At 41.8% G+C, this 14,756-nt stretch carries 11 protein-coding genes and 1 pseudogene; 7 read left to right on the top strand and 5 right to left on the bottom strand.

The window, feature by feature from the left end; genetic code table 11:
• Positions 1 to 38: 38 nt before the first annotated feature.
• From ggt to IPJ86_18505, 5 genes are all read right to left on the bottom strand, one after another.
• Positions 39 to 1,760: a gamma-glutamyltransferase gene (ggt, locus tag IPJ86_18525; protein ID MBK7889214.1), complete on the bottom strand. Its 1,722-nt coding sequence runs from the start codon at positions 1,758 to 1,760 to the stop codon at positions 39 to 41.
• Between the two features lie 8 nt (positions 1,761 to 1,768).
• On the bottom strand, positions 1,769 to 2,254 hold the full coding sequence (locus IPJ86_18520) for a thioredoxin family protein (protein ID MBK7889213.1): 486 nt from the start codon (positions 2,252 to 2,254) through the stop codon (positions 1,769 to 1,771).
• A gap of 238 nt (positions 2,255 to 2,492) precedes the next feature.
• Positions 2,493 to 2,999, bottom strand: coding sequence for a gliding motility lipoprotein GldH (locus IPJ86_18515; protein MBK7889212.1), 507 nt, complete (start codon positions 2,997 to 2,999; stop codon positions 2,493 to 2,495).
• A 12-nt stretch (positions 3,000 to 3,011) separates the two neighbouring features.
• Complete coding sequence (locus IPJ86_18510) at positions 3,012 to 4,721, bottom strand: hypothetical protein (protein ID MBK7889211.1); 1,710 nt, start codon at positions 4,719 to 4,721, stop codon at positions 3,012 to 3,014.
• 67 nt (positions 4,722 to 4,788) lie between these two features.
• The gene (locus IPJ86_18505) at positions 4,789 to 5,931 is read right to left on the bottom strand and encodes a DNA polymerase III subunit delta (protein ID MBK7889210.1); all 1,143 of its coding nucleotides are present in this window, start codon (positions 5,929 to 5,931) and stop codon (positions 4,789 to 4,791) included.
• A gap of 453 nt (positions 5,932 to 6,384) precedes the next feature.
• Here IPJ86_18505 and dcm point away from each other — a divergent pair, with 453 nt between their 5' ends.
• The 7 genes and pseudogenes from dcm (at position 6,385) to IPJ86_18470 (ending at position 14,755) form a co-directional block, all read left to right on the top strand.
• Positions 6,385 to 7,368, top strand: coding sequence for a DNA (cytosine-5-)-methyltransferase (gene dcm / locus IPJ86_18500; protein MBK7889209.1), 984 nt, complete (start codon positions 6,385 to 6,387; stop codon positions 7,366 to 7,368).
• Positions 7,355 to 8,112 (top strand): annotated as a pseudogene (locus tag IPJ86_18495) (hypothetical protein). The gene dcm and the pseudogene IPJ86_18495 overlap by 14 nt, the downstream one beginning before the upstream one ends.
• 680 nt (positions 8,113 to 8,792) lie before the next feature.
• On the top strand, positions 8,793 to 9,224 hold the full coding sequence (vsr, locus tag IPJ86_18490) for a DNA mismatch endonuclease Vsr (GenBank protein MBK7889208.1): 432 nt from the start codon (positions 8,793 to 8,795) through the stop codon (positions 9,222 to 9,224).
• 2 nt (positions 9,225 to 9,226) lie between these two features.
• On the top strand, positions 9,227 to 10,468 hold the full coding sequence (locus IPJ86_18485; GenBank protein ID MBK7889207.1) for a DNA cytosine methyltransferase: 1,242 nt from the start codon (positions 9,227 to 9,229) through the stop codon (positions 10,466 to 10,468).
• A 23-nt stretch (positions 10,469 to 10,491) separates the two neighbouring features.
• Positions 10,492 to 13,017 (top strand): hypothetical protein, encoded by a 2,526-nt coding sequence (locus IPJ86_18480; protein ID MBK7889206.1) that lies wholly within the window; start codon positions 10,492 to 10,494, stop codon positions 13,015 to 13,017.
• Entirely contained in the window at positions 13,017 to 13,595 is a 579-nt protein-coding gene (locus IPJ86_18475) for an NERD domain-containing protein (GenBank protein ID MBK7889205.1), read from the top strand. Before IPJ86_18480 ends, IPJ86_18475 begins: the two co-directional genes overlap by 1 nt.
• Positions 13,574 to 14,755 (top strand): ATP-binding domain-containing protein, encoded by a 1,182-nt coding sequence (locus IPJ86_18470; protein MBK7889204.1) that lies wholly within the window; start codon positions 13,574 to 13,576, stop codon positions 14,753 to 14,755. The genes IPJ86_18475 and IPJ86_18470 overlap by 22 nt, the downstream gene beginning before the upstream one ends.
• Position 14,756: the final 1 nt, after the last annotated feature.

Below are 14,756 nucleotides of genomic sequence, written 5' to 3'. Positions count from 1 at the left end.
AAATTGTGTTGAGGATATGAAATCAATCCGCAACCATTCTACTTCTCCCCCGCTACACTATCATCTCCCCTCGAATCCGCAATACCATTTAGTTTACCATCCTGATCTGCGACGATTAATTCTATCGTTCCGAATGGTGATCTGTAGTTGACGACATAGCCTTTACTTTCAAGGGAAGATGCAATGTCAGATGGAAATCCTTTTTCAACGCTGACGATATCCGGTAGCCATTGATGATGCAAGCGGGGATCGTTGACTGAGGTGGACGGGTCTTGTTTTAAATCTGCTATTCGCAAAAATGTAAGCATTACAGAGCTGGGGATAGTGGTGCCGCCGGGTGCGCCGAGGACCGCGAAAAATTTACCGTTCTTTAAAACGATGGTGGGCGACATGCTGCTGAGCATACGTTTGCCGGGTTCAATGGCGTTGGCCGTTCCGCCGACTGCACCAAACTGATTGGCTACACCGGGCTGAATACTGAAGTCATCCATTTCATTGTTCAGGAAGAAGCCTGCTCCTTTCACCATCGTCTTAGAACCATAGTTGCCATTCAGCGTGGTGGTAATGGAGAGGACATTTCCAAATGTATCCACGACACTGATATGCGTGGTTTCTTCACTTTCGATGACTCCGGGTTCAGTGATTTTACTGCTTCCGGCTTTGTTTGGATTAAAGTCGGCTATCCTTGCCGTTAGATATTTTTTAGAAATCAAGGTATCGACCGGAACATCCACAAAAGCAGGATCACCGGGCCATTGGGAACGATCGGCATAGGCTCTGCGTTCGGATTCTATGAAGCGTTGATAAAACTGAACGAGGTTGGCCGGTTTCCCATATTTCTTTTCAAGGATCTGCATCATCGTGAGGACCTGCTGCATGATTATTCCTCCGGAAGAAGGCAGGGGCATCGTAATCAGCGAATACTCCTTGTAATCAAAACGCATGGCATCACCATTCTTCACCCGATAATTTTCCAGATCCTTCTCCGTGACATAACCACCGCCACGCTGCATTTCTTCCACAATATACTTTGCCGTTTCTCCCCGGTAAAAATCATTGAGCCCCTTCTTCCCTATTCGTCTCAGGGTGTTCGCCAAAACCGGCTGCCGAAGGGTATCTCCTTCTTTCCAATTTACATCTTTCACAAAAAGTATTTTCTCCTTATTATTCTTCAGAAAAACAGCACGATTGCTATTCAGCTTTTCTGCTTCCAGTGCGGTAATACAAAATCCCTGCTCAGCTAAACGGATAGCAGGAGCGATCAATGAATCAAAGGGTAAACGGGCATAGCGATTGGTCTCCATCAAACCCGCAACAGTTCCCGGTACACCACTCGAAGAAGGACCATTCAATGATCTGCCGGTGTCGGCCTGTCCGGTGAGGGTATCCACGTACGTATTGGCGTGAACGTTAGACGGAGCAGTTTCTCTGAAGTCGATGGTAAATGCCACATCGTCCTTCATCAAGGCCACTAAAAATCCGCCGCCGCCCAGGTTTCCCGCACGTGGATAAACGACAGCCAGCGCCAGTTGAGTAGCCACAGCCGCATCGAAAGCATTCCCGCCATAGCTGAACATCAATGTCCCGGCATCGGCAGCGAGGGGATGAGCAGCAACGACTGCAGCAGAAAGTCCATTCAGGTTTTTCTTTGAAGAATAGGAATAATTCGTTTGCGCGGAAGAAGACGAAAACAGAAAAAGTAAACTGAACAACAGTGAGCAGCAGGTAAAACGACAAGAGTACTTTCTCAATGAAGTCATGTTTAATTTTATTTCAGATAATACTCCGGATTAAAAGCATCCTTACGCCATTGATGCAAAAAGTCGACTACTTTCTCCTCGCTGTAGCCTTCCTTCTCTTCCAGATAAGCACTGTTCTGTGTATGCACTACTTTACCCTCATCATCCAGCACCACGAAGACCGGAAATCCAAAGCGCTGCGGATAAGAAAGTGATTTTAAAACATCCAGATTCTTATTTTCCTTGCTGTAATTCACATGCAGAAAGATAAAATCGGCTTTCATTGTTGAATCCACTTTCGCATTCGAATGACTAAACCTATCAAACATTTTACACCAGCGGCACCAGTTCCCGCCGATCATCAACATCACATGCTTTTTCTCTGCCTTTGCTTTCTTCACGCTCTCCCCTATTTCCATTTTCGCATCAGCCTCCGGACGATAGATCAATACCGAATCCTTCTGCGCAATTGCAACGGAATTTATAATTGTTAAAAGAAATAGTATACGGAGCATGTTTTTATTTATTAGCTGATTTTTGGCTACCGGCTTCGGGCTTCCGGCTACCGGCTTCGGGCTTCGGGCTTCCGGCTTATTTTTATTGCGAATTAATTCTCTTTTGGGAATAATTTATGGATTGTAGAGTCCAGTACTCCGCTCCTATCTTGCAGCCCACTGCCTCCGCCCTTCGCAGAAAGCCCAAAGCCGGTAGCTGGTAGCCGGAAGCCGGTAGCTTCGTTTTGCTAACGGCCTATTATTTCGATTTCTCAATTCTTATTCCGACGTCCATTACTCCCGGCAATGGATTCAATCGCATCGCCTGAGTAAATTCAAATCGATATTCTCCCTTTTGAGGGAAGCTGACATTCTTCTTAAACAATACACGGTTATCCCAGATATCACCTAAGCCTTCACCCAACCATTTCCCATCAGGAGTGGCCAGCATAATCTCCAGCGTATCGCGATCTAATTCTCCTCCCGGAAAAGTGGTGTTGAGGAAGAGAAAAATATTGCTGAACGGATAATGGCTGGCATTCCGCAGGTTGATATAGACATTGTGTGCGCTGGTCGTATCGTCGATAGAGGCCAGGAAGGTCATGGGTTTATCCGCCGACCAGTTGTTGTCTTCAATTTTATGATTCTCTTCGTACACTACGGAAGAATCACAAGCGGAAAAAAATACAAGCAGCAGGAAAACCATAAACTTCGAAACGTTTTTACTTTTCGTTACGGCCTGACCGATAGTTGGTACGCGGTTCATTGTTGTTACTATTTATGCGTTATCACTTCCCGGCGCTTTCCTCGGCGGACGATTTCCTGAAGGTGCCGGTGTTGGATTTGCCGGAGGCGTTGCCGGACTTCCCGAAGCATTTCCATTTTCTGCAGGTGCCTGACGCTGTGGACGGGCGCCCTGTTGTTGTGGAGATGGAGCCGGAGAAACAGGAGCGGGCTTAGGCGCTTGCGGGGCCGGCTGCGGATTTGTCTGCGGCTTTTGCTGCGGCGCTGGCTGAGCAGAGGTCTGCGCCGGAGGCTGATTGCCCGTTGGAGGCTGTCGGCGGGGCGGTGCATTGCGTTGCTCCTGCTGTGGTTTATTTTGGGGCGGCTGTTGACCGGGAGCAGTATTGCGTTGCTCCTGCTGTGGCTTCTGCTGCTGTGGCTTTTGCGATGCATCTCCCTGCTGCGGTTGCTGACGCGGATTTGCGCCACGCTGAGGAGGACCACCTGCAGGTTTCTGCTGGGGACGTTGTTGTCCCTGACCTTGCGGATTTTTTTGTTGCGGCTGTTGCGGACGAGCGCCTGCTTCTGAAGGAGTAGCGGAAGATGTTGCACCCGGTTTCTTTTTCTTCTTCTTCTTTTTCTTCCGGTCCATGCGGGTCAGACTATCTTGTCCCACCACATCATCGTAACCCAATTCATCCTCTTCCTCTTCCATCTCAATGGCACCGGTATCATCCGGTTTCACACCCTGTTTATTCAACGCGATAATTTCCTTGACACGATCCACATCCATCGGCACCCATTGCTCCGCGCCGAAGAAAGTACGCTCATCGCCTTCCCTTGGTTCAGGAAGAAGGGCGTACCACATGATGCGTTTGAAGATATCCGTCTTGCGATGCAGCAAAGTTCCCTTTCCTGTCAGCAACTTAATTCCGGAATCAGGAATATCTCTAACGGCATCCATATACGTATCCAGCTCATAATTGAGACAACACTTCAGCTTACCACATTGTCCGGCGAGCTTAATGGGATTCAAACTTAAATTCTGATAACGTGCAGCACTCGTAGACACCACTTTAAAATCGGTGAGCCATGTCGAGCAACACAACTCTCTTCCGCAGGAGCCGATACCACCGAGGCGGGCTGCTTCCTGACGCATACCGATCTGACGCATCTCGATACGCACTTTAAACTGATCGGCTAAACGCTTGATGAGTTCACGGAAATCGACGCGATCATCGGCGGTATAAAAAAAGGTGGCTTTCTTGCCATCGCCCTGATACTCCACATCGCTGATCTTCATCTTTAAATTCAGCGCCAATGCCATTTTCCGCGAGCTATGCATCGTGGTAAACTCCAGGTCCTTTACTTCCTTCCACTTGTCCACATCCGCTTGCTTGGCGGTACGGTACAACTGTTTTATTTCATGAGAATCTTCCTTCAGTCCACGCTTACGCAACTGAAACCGCACCAACTCCCCCACCATACTAACTTCCCCGATATCGTGACCGGGGTTTCCTTCAACTGCCACCATTTCCCCGACGTGCACCTCGAGGTTATTGATATTCCGGTAAAACTCTTTACGGCTTCCTTTAAATCGTATTTCCACTATATCGAAAGACTTTTGTCCTTCGGGGAGATACATATCAGAGAGCCAGTTATAGACGTTTAATTTATTGCATCCACCTGTTCCGCAAGTGCCATTACTACGACAGCCTGCAGGAGTTCCGGTACTGGTGGCAGTTGAACACGAGCTACATCCCATAGATTGCTTTTTTTATGTTCATTGCCATTTGGCATATATAGAGACGATCCGAATCCGGACCGGGTAATCATTTTATCTGAAGAATCCGACTGACCTTCAACGACAAATCTAAGAATAAGATCTTTGCATAGGCATTCCTTTCCAAATGATACGACGCCTCACTCAAAGCCTCGGAAAAAAGATCCACATTATTCAGGTTGATAAACGGTATAAACTTTTGAAGAGCAGCCCGTTGCGTTTCCTCGAGCCGCACCAGCGGACCTTCGCTGACATTTACTAACATACATTCCCTGATAACCTGCAGACTCGCCGCCAGAAACTGCTTCTGTTCTTCGCGCGTTTCCGCCGCCATCCCATCTACCCAGGCGAGGAGTTTGTCCATCACTTTCAACGGATTGAAACAGAGACGCATCCAATTCAGGAACGCTTCTTCATGACTCCCGGCACCCTTTTCCCTTCCGGCAATTTCCAGCGCCAGGTTATAATCCCCTTCCGAAAGCCGGGCAATATCATAGGCCTCGGGTTCCGGAAAATCAAACTGACTTTGCAGTCCGGCCACGACCTCTTCTTCCTGCAAGCGCGACAACTTTACCAACTGCATCCGGCTCTGAATCGTCACCAGCAATTGATCGCGGGCTTCGGAGGCGAGGATGAAAACGGTATCGGCAGGAGGTTCTTCGAAGCTCTTCAACAATTTATTCGCACAGACCGTATTCATTTTCTCGGGCATCCAGATGATAATCACCTTATACTTTCCCTCGAAGGCCTTCAGATTAATCTTGTGCACAATCTCCTGCGCCTCCTCTGCCGGAATAAAACCCTGCTTCGACTTCGAGTCGCCCACCATGATATAGTCCACCCACTCATTCAGGTTCGCGTAGGGATTGGCCAGCAACAGCTCCCGCCACTGCGCGATATAATCCATACTCTTCGGCTTTTGAATTCCACCGCCCGTCACAATCGGATACACGAAATGAATATCGGGATGCACCATCTTCGCCGCCCGCTTACAGGAACCGCAAACTCCGCAACTATCATCTTCCAGGGGAGATTCACAATTCAGAAACTGCCCAAAGGCCTGTGCCAGCGGCAATACTCCCGAGCCGGGCTGACCAAAAAACAGAAGAGCATGACTCACACGCCCCTCACGACTACTGGTGAGGAGTCTTTCTTTAACGGCCTGCTGACCGATCACATCGCGGAATTGCATGGGGGCAAAGATAGGGAAGTGAGGGGGAATGGGGGGGGGAGGAACTCTCGTCAATTGACGAGATTGGAGGAGGGGGAGGAAGGGTAACGAGGGAGAGGGCTAGAAACTGCGAGAAAACCGGTTAAAGTGCAACACCCCCGACCCGGGCTGACCAAAAAACAGAAGAGAATGACTCACCCGCCCCTCACGGCTACTGGTGAGGAGTCTTTCTTTAACGGCCTGCTGACCGATCACTTCGCGGAATTGTATGGGGGGGGAAGGATTGGGAGGAGGGGGGAACAGAGCGAGGAACAGAGCGAGTACGAGGGACAGAGCGAGGAGGGCATTGCTGCAAGTAAGTGAATGTTAGGCGAAATTGCAGGAAAACCCTACATCAACAGACAGTCTGGATAACTTTTGACACAAAACGAAAACCATATAGGCCAAAATATTAACTTTGACCATCTAACATCCATGACAATGGAAAGAATAAAATTTATAGACCTTTTTTGTGGCATCGGTGGTTTTCGGACAGCGATGGACCAAGCCTGCATAGAAAACGACCTCATCCCTGAATGTGTTTTCTCATCGGACATTGACAAATATTGCCAAGACAGCTATGAAGCCAACTTTGGACATAGACCTACAGGTGACATCACAAAAGTTGACGAAAAAGATATTCCCGACCACGACATTTTATTTGCAGGCTTTCCTTGCCAACCATTCAGCATCATCGGACAAATGCAAGGGTTTAATGACATCAGGGGAACCTTGTTTTTTGACATTGCAAGAATAATAAAACACAAAAAGCCAAAGGCTTTTGTGCTTGAAAATGTCAAACAACTTGTTGGACATAACGGTGGTAAAACGCTTAAAACTATTATCAAGACTTTAGAAAAAGATTTAGGATACACCATAAAATTTGCAGTACTAAATGCACTTGACTACGGACTTCCTCAAAAACGTGAACGTGTTATTATCGTTGGGCACAGAGAGCCAATCATGTTCAGTTTTCCTTCACCAGTTAGACCATTCAAGCCGCTTTCAGAAATTCTTGAAAAAAAAGTTGACAAGAAGCATTACGCATCTGAATATATTGCGCAAAAACGTAAAGAAACTCACAAGTCAGCTTACAAACTTTCTATTTGGCACGAAAACAAAGCAGGCAATATTTGTTCTTATCCATATTCCTGTGCATTGCGTGCAGGAGCATCATACAACTATTTACTTGTAAACGGAGAAAGACGATTAACGCCAAGAGAATTGTTCCGCTTACAGGGTTTTCCCGACAGTTATAAAATTGTAGTTGCGGACGGGCAAGCAAGAAGGCGAGCTGGAAATGCAGTTCCAGTGAATTTAGTAAAGGCAGTTATTTTAAAACTATTACCGTTTGTAGCAAACTCTATAGATATAACTTCGGTTTTAAGAGAATATGAAGTCAGATATGGAGAACAATAAATTACCAAAATTACGAACAGTAAGCAAGTCTGTTTCGGCTTTTCCGTTAAACGAATTCCCGAAGGACTTTCCCTTTTTGCTTGGCAAAGAGTTAATTTATTTATTGGCTTCAAAAGGTAAACCCGAACTTGAAGGCACTGAATGGGAAAGCATTTTTGCAACTTGCATTGGTGCTGACTGGAAACCTTCAAATGTTGGGCTTGACGATGTTGTATTGGGCAACACCGCTTGGGGTGCAAAGACTGTAAAAGCTACAAAGCCATCAACCCAAAAACAAGTAAGACTAATTTCAGGACGAAATTCCCCGAACTATTCATTTGGCGAGCGTAGCGACCAAAAGCAGACCCGACTTTAATCGGCAAACTTGTTCTTGAAATTTGGAACGAGCGAGTTTCAGCAATCAGAGAAAAATATAAACATTTAAGAACGGTAGTTATGGTGAAGTCAAACGACCTTTCCGAAGTTGTTGTGTTTGAGTTTGAAACCATTCGATATGACTACGAACTATACAATTGGGAATGGAACAAGAATAATAACCTTGTTGGATCAAACAAAAAGGCAGGAGAACATTGTTTTACTTGGCAACCGCACGGTTCACAGTTTACAATTGTTGAAGACGTTCCAGAAAAATGTTTAGTAATCAAAATCAAGAAGCCAAAAACGCTTGACAAAGACCAAATTTTAAAAGCACTTGGGTTCGACAAATCTTGGGTGACAGTCACTCAAAAGATAAGAAATCCTTGACGAGAGGGAGCGCAACAGCACTTAACACAGGTAGCCGTTGCACAAGTCTGCAAAAATCCGCCAATTCATTAAATCCGTGTTTTCTTTTAAACGCACTATTCCCTGAATACAGCTTCAATTATCCAACCCATCATAACATTTCACATCTTCAAAACTGGCACCCGCTAGGTAAATCGGTGAATCGGGCTTCGCGATTGCATCACTTTGGAAGGAAACAGTTGAAATACCCTGCCGCCGGAAATATACACAAAGTAAAAATCGGCATGCATCCTCTTCGCTGCCCGCTTACAGGAGCTATCGCGAAACCTCGCGACCGCAGCTATCGTGCTCCAGTGGGGAATCACAATTCAGAAACTGGGTAAAGGCCTGCTGCAGTGATAAGACAGCTGAACCGGGCTACCCAAAAAACAACAAGGCATGACTCACCCGCCCCTCACGACTACTGGTAAGGAGTCTTACTTTAACGGCCTGCTGACCTATTACATCGTGGAATTGAATGGGGGGGAGGATTGGGAGGAGGGGGATTGTCGTAGGGGATTAACAGAGGGGATTCTTATAGTCTTTAAAAAACTTTACGTCCGCATCACTACAATCCCTATTTTTGAGTTCAATTCAAGTTACATACAACCTAATAAACTCTAATAAGAGCCTCTTCATTAATGCTTTAATAACTTCGAACCATGGCAGATGTTCACGATAAGCTGACAAGAAGTTTTAACATGAGCCAGATTAGGAGCAAGGACACAAAACCAGAGCTAGTAATAAGAAAATTTCTACATTCAAGCGGCTTGCGATACAGATTACACGACAATAAACTGCCGGGAAAACCAGACTTGGTTTTCCCTAAATTTAAAACAGTTCTGTTCGTTCATGGCTGCTTTTGGCATGGACATGACAATTGCAAGTATTTTGTTATACCTAAAACAAGGACAGACTGGTGTTTAAAGAAAATTAATAAAAACAAGGCTAATGACCTGAAAAACTTTGCCAAATTGAAGAAATTGGGTTGGAAAGCATTTACCATCTTTGAATGTGAACTTAAGAAATTAAAACAAAAGAGTACTTTGAATAAAATATTGACACGATTTAACAAATTATCATTAGATATATAAGTATGAGTAAACTCACATATATAGATCTTTTTGCGGGAGCAGGTGGTCTTTCTGAAGGATTTATCCGAGAGAATTTTGAGCCAATTGCTCATGTTGAGATGAGTACAGAAGCATCCGACACTTTACGGACAAGAGTTGCGTTTCATCATTTTCAGCAGAAGAAAAAACTCAATCAGTATTTCGCTTATTTGAAACAAGAAATTTCAAGAAATGAATTGTGGAATTCCATTCCACAAGAATTACTTGAATCAGTCATCAATGAGGAAATCACTGAAAAGAGCATTGAAAATATTTTCGCAAAAATTGACTTGCAACTTGATTTAAAAAAAGTTGATGTAATTATTGGAGGCCCGCCTTGTCAGGCCTATTCACTTGTAGGCAGAAGCCGAGACCCGAACAGAATGGAAGGCGATAAAAGAAATTTTTTGTTTCGCTACTATGCTGAATTTCTCATTCGTTACAAACCGAAATATTTTGTGTTTGAAAATGTTTTAGGAATACTCACAGCCGGAAACAAAAAATATCTAAACGAAATGATGCAACTTTTTGAATCAATTGGTTATTCAGTTGCAAAGCCTACCGTCTTGAATGCAGAGGAATATGGAGTGCTGCAAAAAAGAAGAAGAGTTATCATTATCGGACATAAAGGAAAAAAGAAATTCAATTTTCCAGAACTTGAAACAGTAGTAAATAACTGGGAGACAAAAAAAGATTTATTCTTCGACTTGCCGAAATTAAAACCAGGAGAAGAATTACATATTGCGAATTACACAAAACCAATTAACGAATATCTTAAAAAAACAGGAACGAGAAATGGAGTTGACTTCGTTACGCAACACATTACAAGACAACACAACGAAAGAGATTTGGAAATTTATTGCATCGCAATTGATAAATGGTTGAATGGAAAGCAACGGTTGAAATATGACGAACTACCATATCGATTACAAACCCATAAAAATGTTTTAGCATTTCTTGACCGTTATAAAGTAGTTGACCCAACTGGTCACTCTCATACTGTAGTTGCTCACATTGCGAAGGACGGACACTATTACATTTATCCAGACAAGAAACAAGTTCGTTCAATTTCCGTTCGTGAAGCAGCAAGAATTCAATCGTTCCCTGATGATTATTTTTTTGAAGGTGGAAGAACAGCAGCATTCAAACAAATTGGAAATGCAGTTCCGCCATTGATGGCTGAAAAAATTGCAACATCAATAAAGGAACTATTACTAAATGGCTAAACCCACTTTTAAAGTGAACAACGATGAACAAAGGACTAATTCAGAAACTGCAATACTCTTATGCAGGGCAACACGATGAAGCTCATTCACTTCCATTGCCTCTGAAAGATTCGCTTCAACTCATTTCGGATTTCTTCGCAAGCAATACAACAAACAAGCTTTGTTTAGTTTTTCCTTCAAAGGAATTTGCTGCTCAATGGCTTTCTATTCCAACAGTTCTATTTCTCATTGAAAACGACTTTGCACATTTCAAAGGAGAAATCTTTGAATCATACAGACAATATAAACCAGGAGAAAAACTTATTCTAAACAACATTGCAATAGTAGAATGGGGAGGAATAAAATCAAACGGAGTTACTTTCAAAACAAAGGGAACTAAAGATTCTTCCGGCGCAGAAATTACAATCAGATTCTCTGATGTAATCATGTTGCAGAAAGCACCAGCAAGCAGAAAGGTTTTATCTTCTCTCAAAACAGTCAAAGAAGCTTTGCCATCAAGAAACATTACGCCGACAGAAAAACTTTTAAATATTGACGCTTACGGCAACAAAGAATTTATCAAGAATAAAATTTGCCTTGTAAGCAAATTCAAATCCTATGATGATTCAATTGCAGAAATTGAAATGAACCTTGCCTCATTGCCGGAATATTTTCGGGAAGGAAAGATTGATGAAAATGGAGCAGCAGACATAAACAGTCCGCTACTCATTTCAAATAACCTTTCAACTCTTGCTTTGTATGTAACGCTTTCAGCAACTTCTGTTTCTAAAATTATCATTGACGGTTTTGCAACTATTCAGGAAAGAGGAACTGACTTTTCAGACATTGATGTAAAAGGCATTCCGACAATTTTAATAACTGATTTATCAGAGATAGAAAGTTTTGAAACTATCGGCAACTTTGGTTTTGAGTTTTTTAATTTCACAAAAGAGAATTTGCAACTTGAAACAACGGCAAACCTTTCTCCCTTCCATTCATTTGACAAGAAGCTGAGAAAATATCTTGCGTTCAATCTTGTAAAAGAGATTTGCCAGAACACAGAACTTGAAACCACGACACAGAAAATTCATTCCATAGTGAAAGATGAATCCAACAATGATCTGACCTTACTGAAAATTTCTCTTATTCAACTCACTAATCTTGTTTCAAGAATTTCTCACTTACCAACTGCTAATGAAATTTCAGTTTTCAATTCTAAAATCAACAGTATTGAAACCTTGTTTCTTCGGTGCAGAATGTGGTTAGGCGATTCACACAAACCGATTGAAGAAAGTATTTCACTTCTCAAATCTGTAATTAAAAATTTCGCTTCAAATCCATCTGAAAAATGTACAAGATTGAAAGTGCTAATGAGTACAACGCATTATGATTACATCATTTGCCCAACAGAAGAAGAAGCAAGGGCATTAAATAATTCACTTCCTAAACCTGCATACACACACAGACCGAAAGTAATCTCCGTAGCTGATGTGAACGACAGTTTACTTTCAAGCAAACCAATAAAAGGGATTCTTACAGGTTGGGCAAAGTCAAATAACATTAACAGAATTCTATCTTCATTTCTTTTTTCAGAACTCACAGTTTTGCTCTACCAGTTTGAAAATAGGTATTACAATTCATTGCAAAGAAGAAACAGACAATACAGTGAGAACATCAAGGCAACGATTAACAGCAAAGGCATTCGTTCTGCAGGTGAATCAGAAAAAACAAAAGGTTTTTCTGATTTGTATTCAGGTGATGAAGTTGTTTCAACCACTTCTGAAAACTCCTTTGACATTTTAGATTTTGAATTCAAACTTGACAACGCACAGTATTCAAAATACATAGCGAAGGGAAATATGATTGATAGTATCAAAGCAAAACGGATTGTCTTTGAAAGCGACCTTTTTATTTACACAACCGAATCGCATAAGTTTTTAGTCATAAACGAATTGATTGAAAAACATGGTGCAAAAGCAAATCTTCACAGGAGAAAAGTTGAAGGATTGAAAACCGGTGATGTAATTGCATTGATAAATACCGACCGAGATATTTTGGTTGAATTAGTTGAGAAGAACATCAACACCAAAGAATTAGCTTCTGTAAAACAGTGGACAGAACTTTGGAAAAATCTTATGAAAGAATACTATGCTTCAATAGGAAATGATTTCAAAATATTAGTTGAGGACTTGCGGAAAAATGATTGTAAGAAGCATGAAGTTACTATCAGAACTTGGTTACAAGACGAAAACAGAATTGGTCCTGATGATAACGCTGACTTAATCAGTATTGCACTTTTGACAAACTCAAATCTTCTGAATGATAACATCAACACAGTAAGAGAAGCGATTAGGAAAATGACAGGTTGGAGAATGAAAGCTTCTGACCTTATCACTGACAAAATCAAAGCACAGATTCACGAGTTTGCAGACAGTTCAATAATCAACAAGAAAATTTTGGTTGAAGGATTGGGAAGTGTAATCGTTTTGAAAGTTAATGAGGTTTCAAATGTGTGGGAGAATATTGATGTGAAATATGTAAACAGATTACTGCAAAAGGAAATTATCTAATGGCGAAACTATTACCACCATACATAGACAAGAATTGCAAAAGCACAGGTGAGAAAATGCTGTTTGAAATTCTCAAGAACAGCCCTTTCTCTAAAGATTGGATTGTGTTGCACTCACTTAACTTATCTCAACACACGGTTCGCTTGTATGGTGAAATTGATTTTCTGATTTTAATTCCTGGCGGTGGAATTTTCGTGATGGAAGTAAAAGGCGGTGATGTAAAATGTATTGATGGTGTTTGGCATTACACAAACAAATTCAATGTCACAAACACAAGCAATGTGGGACCGTTCAATCAGGCAAGGGATGCAATGTTTTCATTGCGTTCCGCAATTGAAAAAGAATTTGGCAGAGGACACAAGTTCACAAAAGTTTTATCCGGTTTTCTTTGTGCGTTTCCTCACATCAGTTTTGACAAGCACAGTGTTGAATATGAACCTTGGCAAATACTTGATAAAGATTCAATGCAAAACGGAATAGAAAATTTCTTCAAGAATTTAGTTCAGCAGTTTACACAAAAGCACAGAGGCAAAGATGGTTTTCAGAAAAAGATTCTTTGCCAAATACAAACGATTTGAATTTGTTGTGTAATTTATTAAGAGGAGATTTTGAAAGAGTGCGAACAGTTAAAGAACGTTTGACAGAGTTTGATAAGGAAGTAAAACAATACACAGAGGAACAATACAGAATTCTTGATTCAATTCAACTCAATGAGAGAAGCGTAACACAAGGAAGTGCCGGAACAGGAAAGACAATGATTGCTCTTGAATCAGCAGTGAGAGCAGCGTCAGAAGGCAAAACAGTTTTTCTTACCTGCTACAACCGTTTAATTGGTGAGTGGATGCAAAAGCAAGTTGAAGAATGGAAAGACAAAATAACAGTTTCAAGTTTACACAGTTTTTTATTTGAGCAATCAAAAGGTTTTGATTACGATAAATCGCAAAGCAGCAAACAAATTTTTTACACAAAGTATTTACCGACATTGTTGAAGAACATTTATCAAAAAGGAATCAGCAAGAAGTTTGACAAGTTGATAGTTGATGAAGGTCAGGACTTAATTAGAGAAGAATATTTGAGTTTGTTTGATTCAATGGTAACAGGCGGTTTAGAAAATGGAGATTGGGAAATTTACGGTGACTTTGAAAGGCAAGCAATCTATGCACAGCTTTCAAAATTGGAAATGATTGACTTGCTTAAAAGTTCAGGACAACATTCCAACTTTCTTTTGAAAATAAATTGCCGAAACACAAAACAAGTTGGAGAAGAAACTTCTTTGATTTCAGGATTTGAAAAGCCACCTTTTTTACTTGAACATTTAGAAGGTATTCCAGTTGAATATCTTTTCTACAAAGACGAAGCAGAGCAAAAGAAATTATTAGCTGAGCAGTTGAAAAATCTTTCCGAAAGCAAATTGCCATTGCATGAATTGATAATTATTTCACCAAGAAAGTTTGAGAACTCATGTCCCAATTCATTTTCCGGTTTTACAATCAGAGAAATAAAAAACACAAATGAGATTGCAGCCACACAAAATTTCTTTGGCTTTGCAACAGTCCAATCATACAAGGGAATGGAAAGCAATTATGTTGTGATTACAGACATTGAAGATTTGACAAGTGAAGTTGCAAAGTCATTGTTGTATGTTGGAATGAGCAGAGCAAGATATGGTTTGATATTGCTCATTGCGGAATCAAAGCGAAACGATTACCGAGAGCTTCTAAAAAGAAAACTCAATTAAA

The sequence above is a fragment of the Bacteroidota bacterium genome, from assembly GCA_016713925.1.
Classification (GTDB): domain Bacteria; phylum Bacteroidota; class Bacteroidia; order AKYH767-A; family OLB10; genus JAJTFW01.
Note: the sequence above shows the minus strand (reverse complement) of the source record. Positions and strands in the feature narration are given on the sequence as shown.

What these genes read in the sequence shown, in the direction of transcription:
- ggt (MBK7889214.1), bottom strand. Translation starts at nt 1,760, where the DNA reads ATGACTTCATTGAGAAAGTACTCTTGTCGTTTTACCTGCTGCTCACTG.
- IPJ86_18520 (MBK7889213.1), bottom strand. Translation starts at nt 2,254, where the DNA reads ATGCTCCGTATACTATTTCTTTTAACAATTATAAATTCCGTTGCAATT.
- IPJ86_18515 (MBK7889212.1), bottom strand. Translation starts at nt 2,999, where the DNA reads ATGAACCGCGTACCAACTATCGGTCAGGCCGTAACGAAAAGTAAAAAC.
- IPJ86_18510 (MBK7889211.1), bottom strand. Translation starts at nt 4,721, where the DNA reads ATGGGATGTAGCTCGTGTTCAACTGCCACCAGTACCGGAACTCCTGCA.
- IPJ86_18505 (MBK7889210.1), bottom strand. Translation starts at nt 5,931, where the DNA reads ATGCAATTCCGCGATGTGATCGGTCAGCAGGCCGTTAAAGAAAGACTC.
- dcm (MBK7889209.1), top strand. Translation starts at nt 6,385, where the DNA reads ATGACAATGGAAAGAATAAAATTTATAGACCTTTTTTGTGGCATCGGT.
- vsr (MBK7889208.1), top strand. Translation starts at nt 8,793, where the DNA reads ATGGCAGATGTTCACGATAAGCTGACAAGAAGTTTTAACATGAGCCAG.
- IPJ86_18485 (MBK7889207.1), top strand. Translation starts at nt 9,227, where the DNA reads ATGAGTAAACTCACATATATAGATCTTTTTGCGGGAGCAGGTGGTCTT.
- IPJ86_18480 (MBK7889206.1), top strand. Translation starts at nt 10,492, where the DNA reads ATGAACAAAGGACTAATTCAGAAACTGCAATACTCTTATGCAGGGCAA.
- IPJ86_18475 (MBK7889205.1), top strand. Translation starts at nt 13,017, where the DNA reads ATGGCGAAACTATTACCACCATACATAGACAAGAATTGCAAAAGCACA.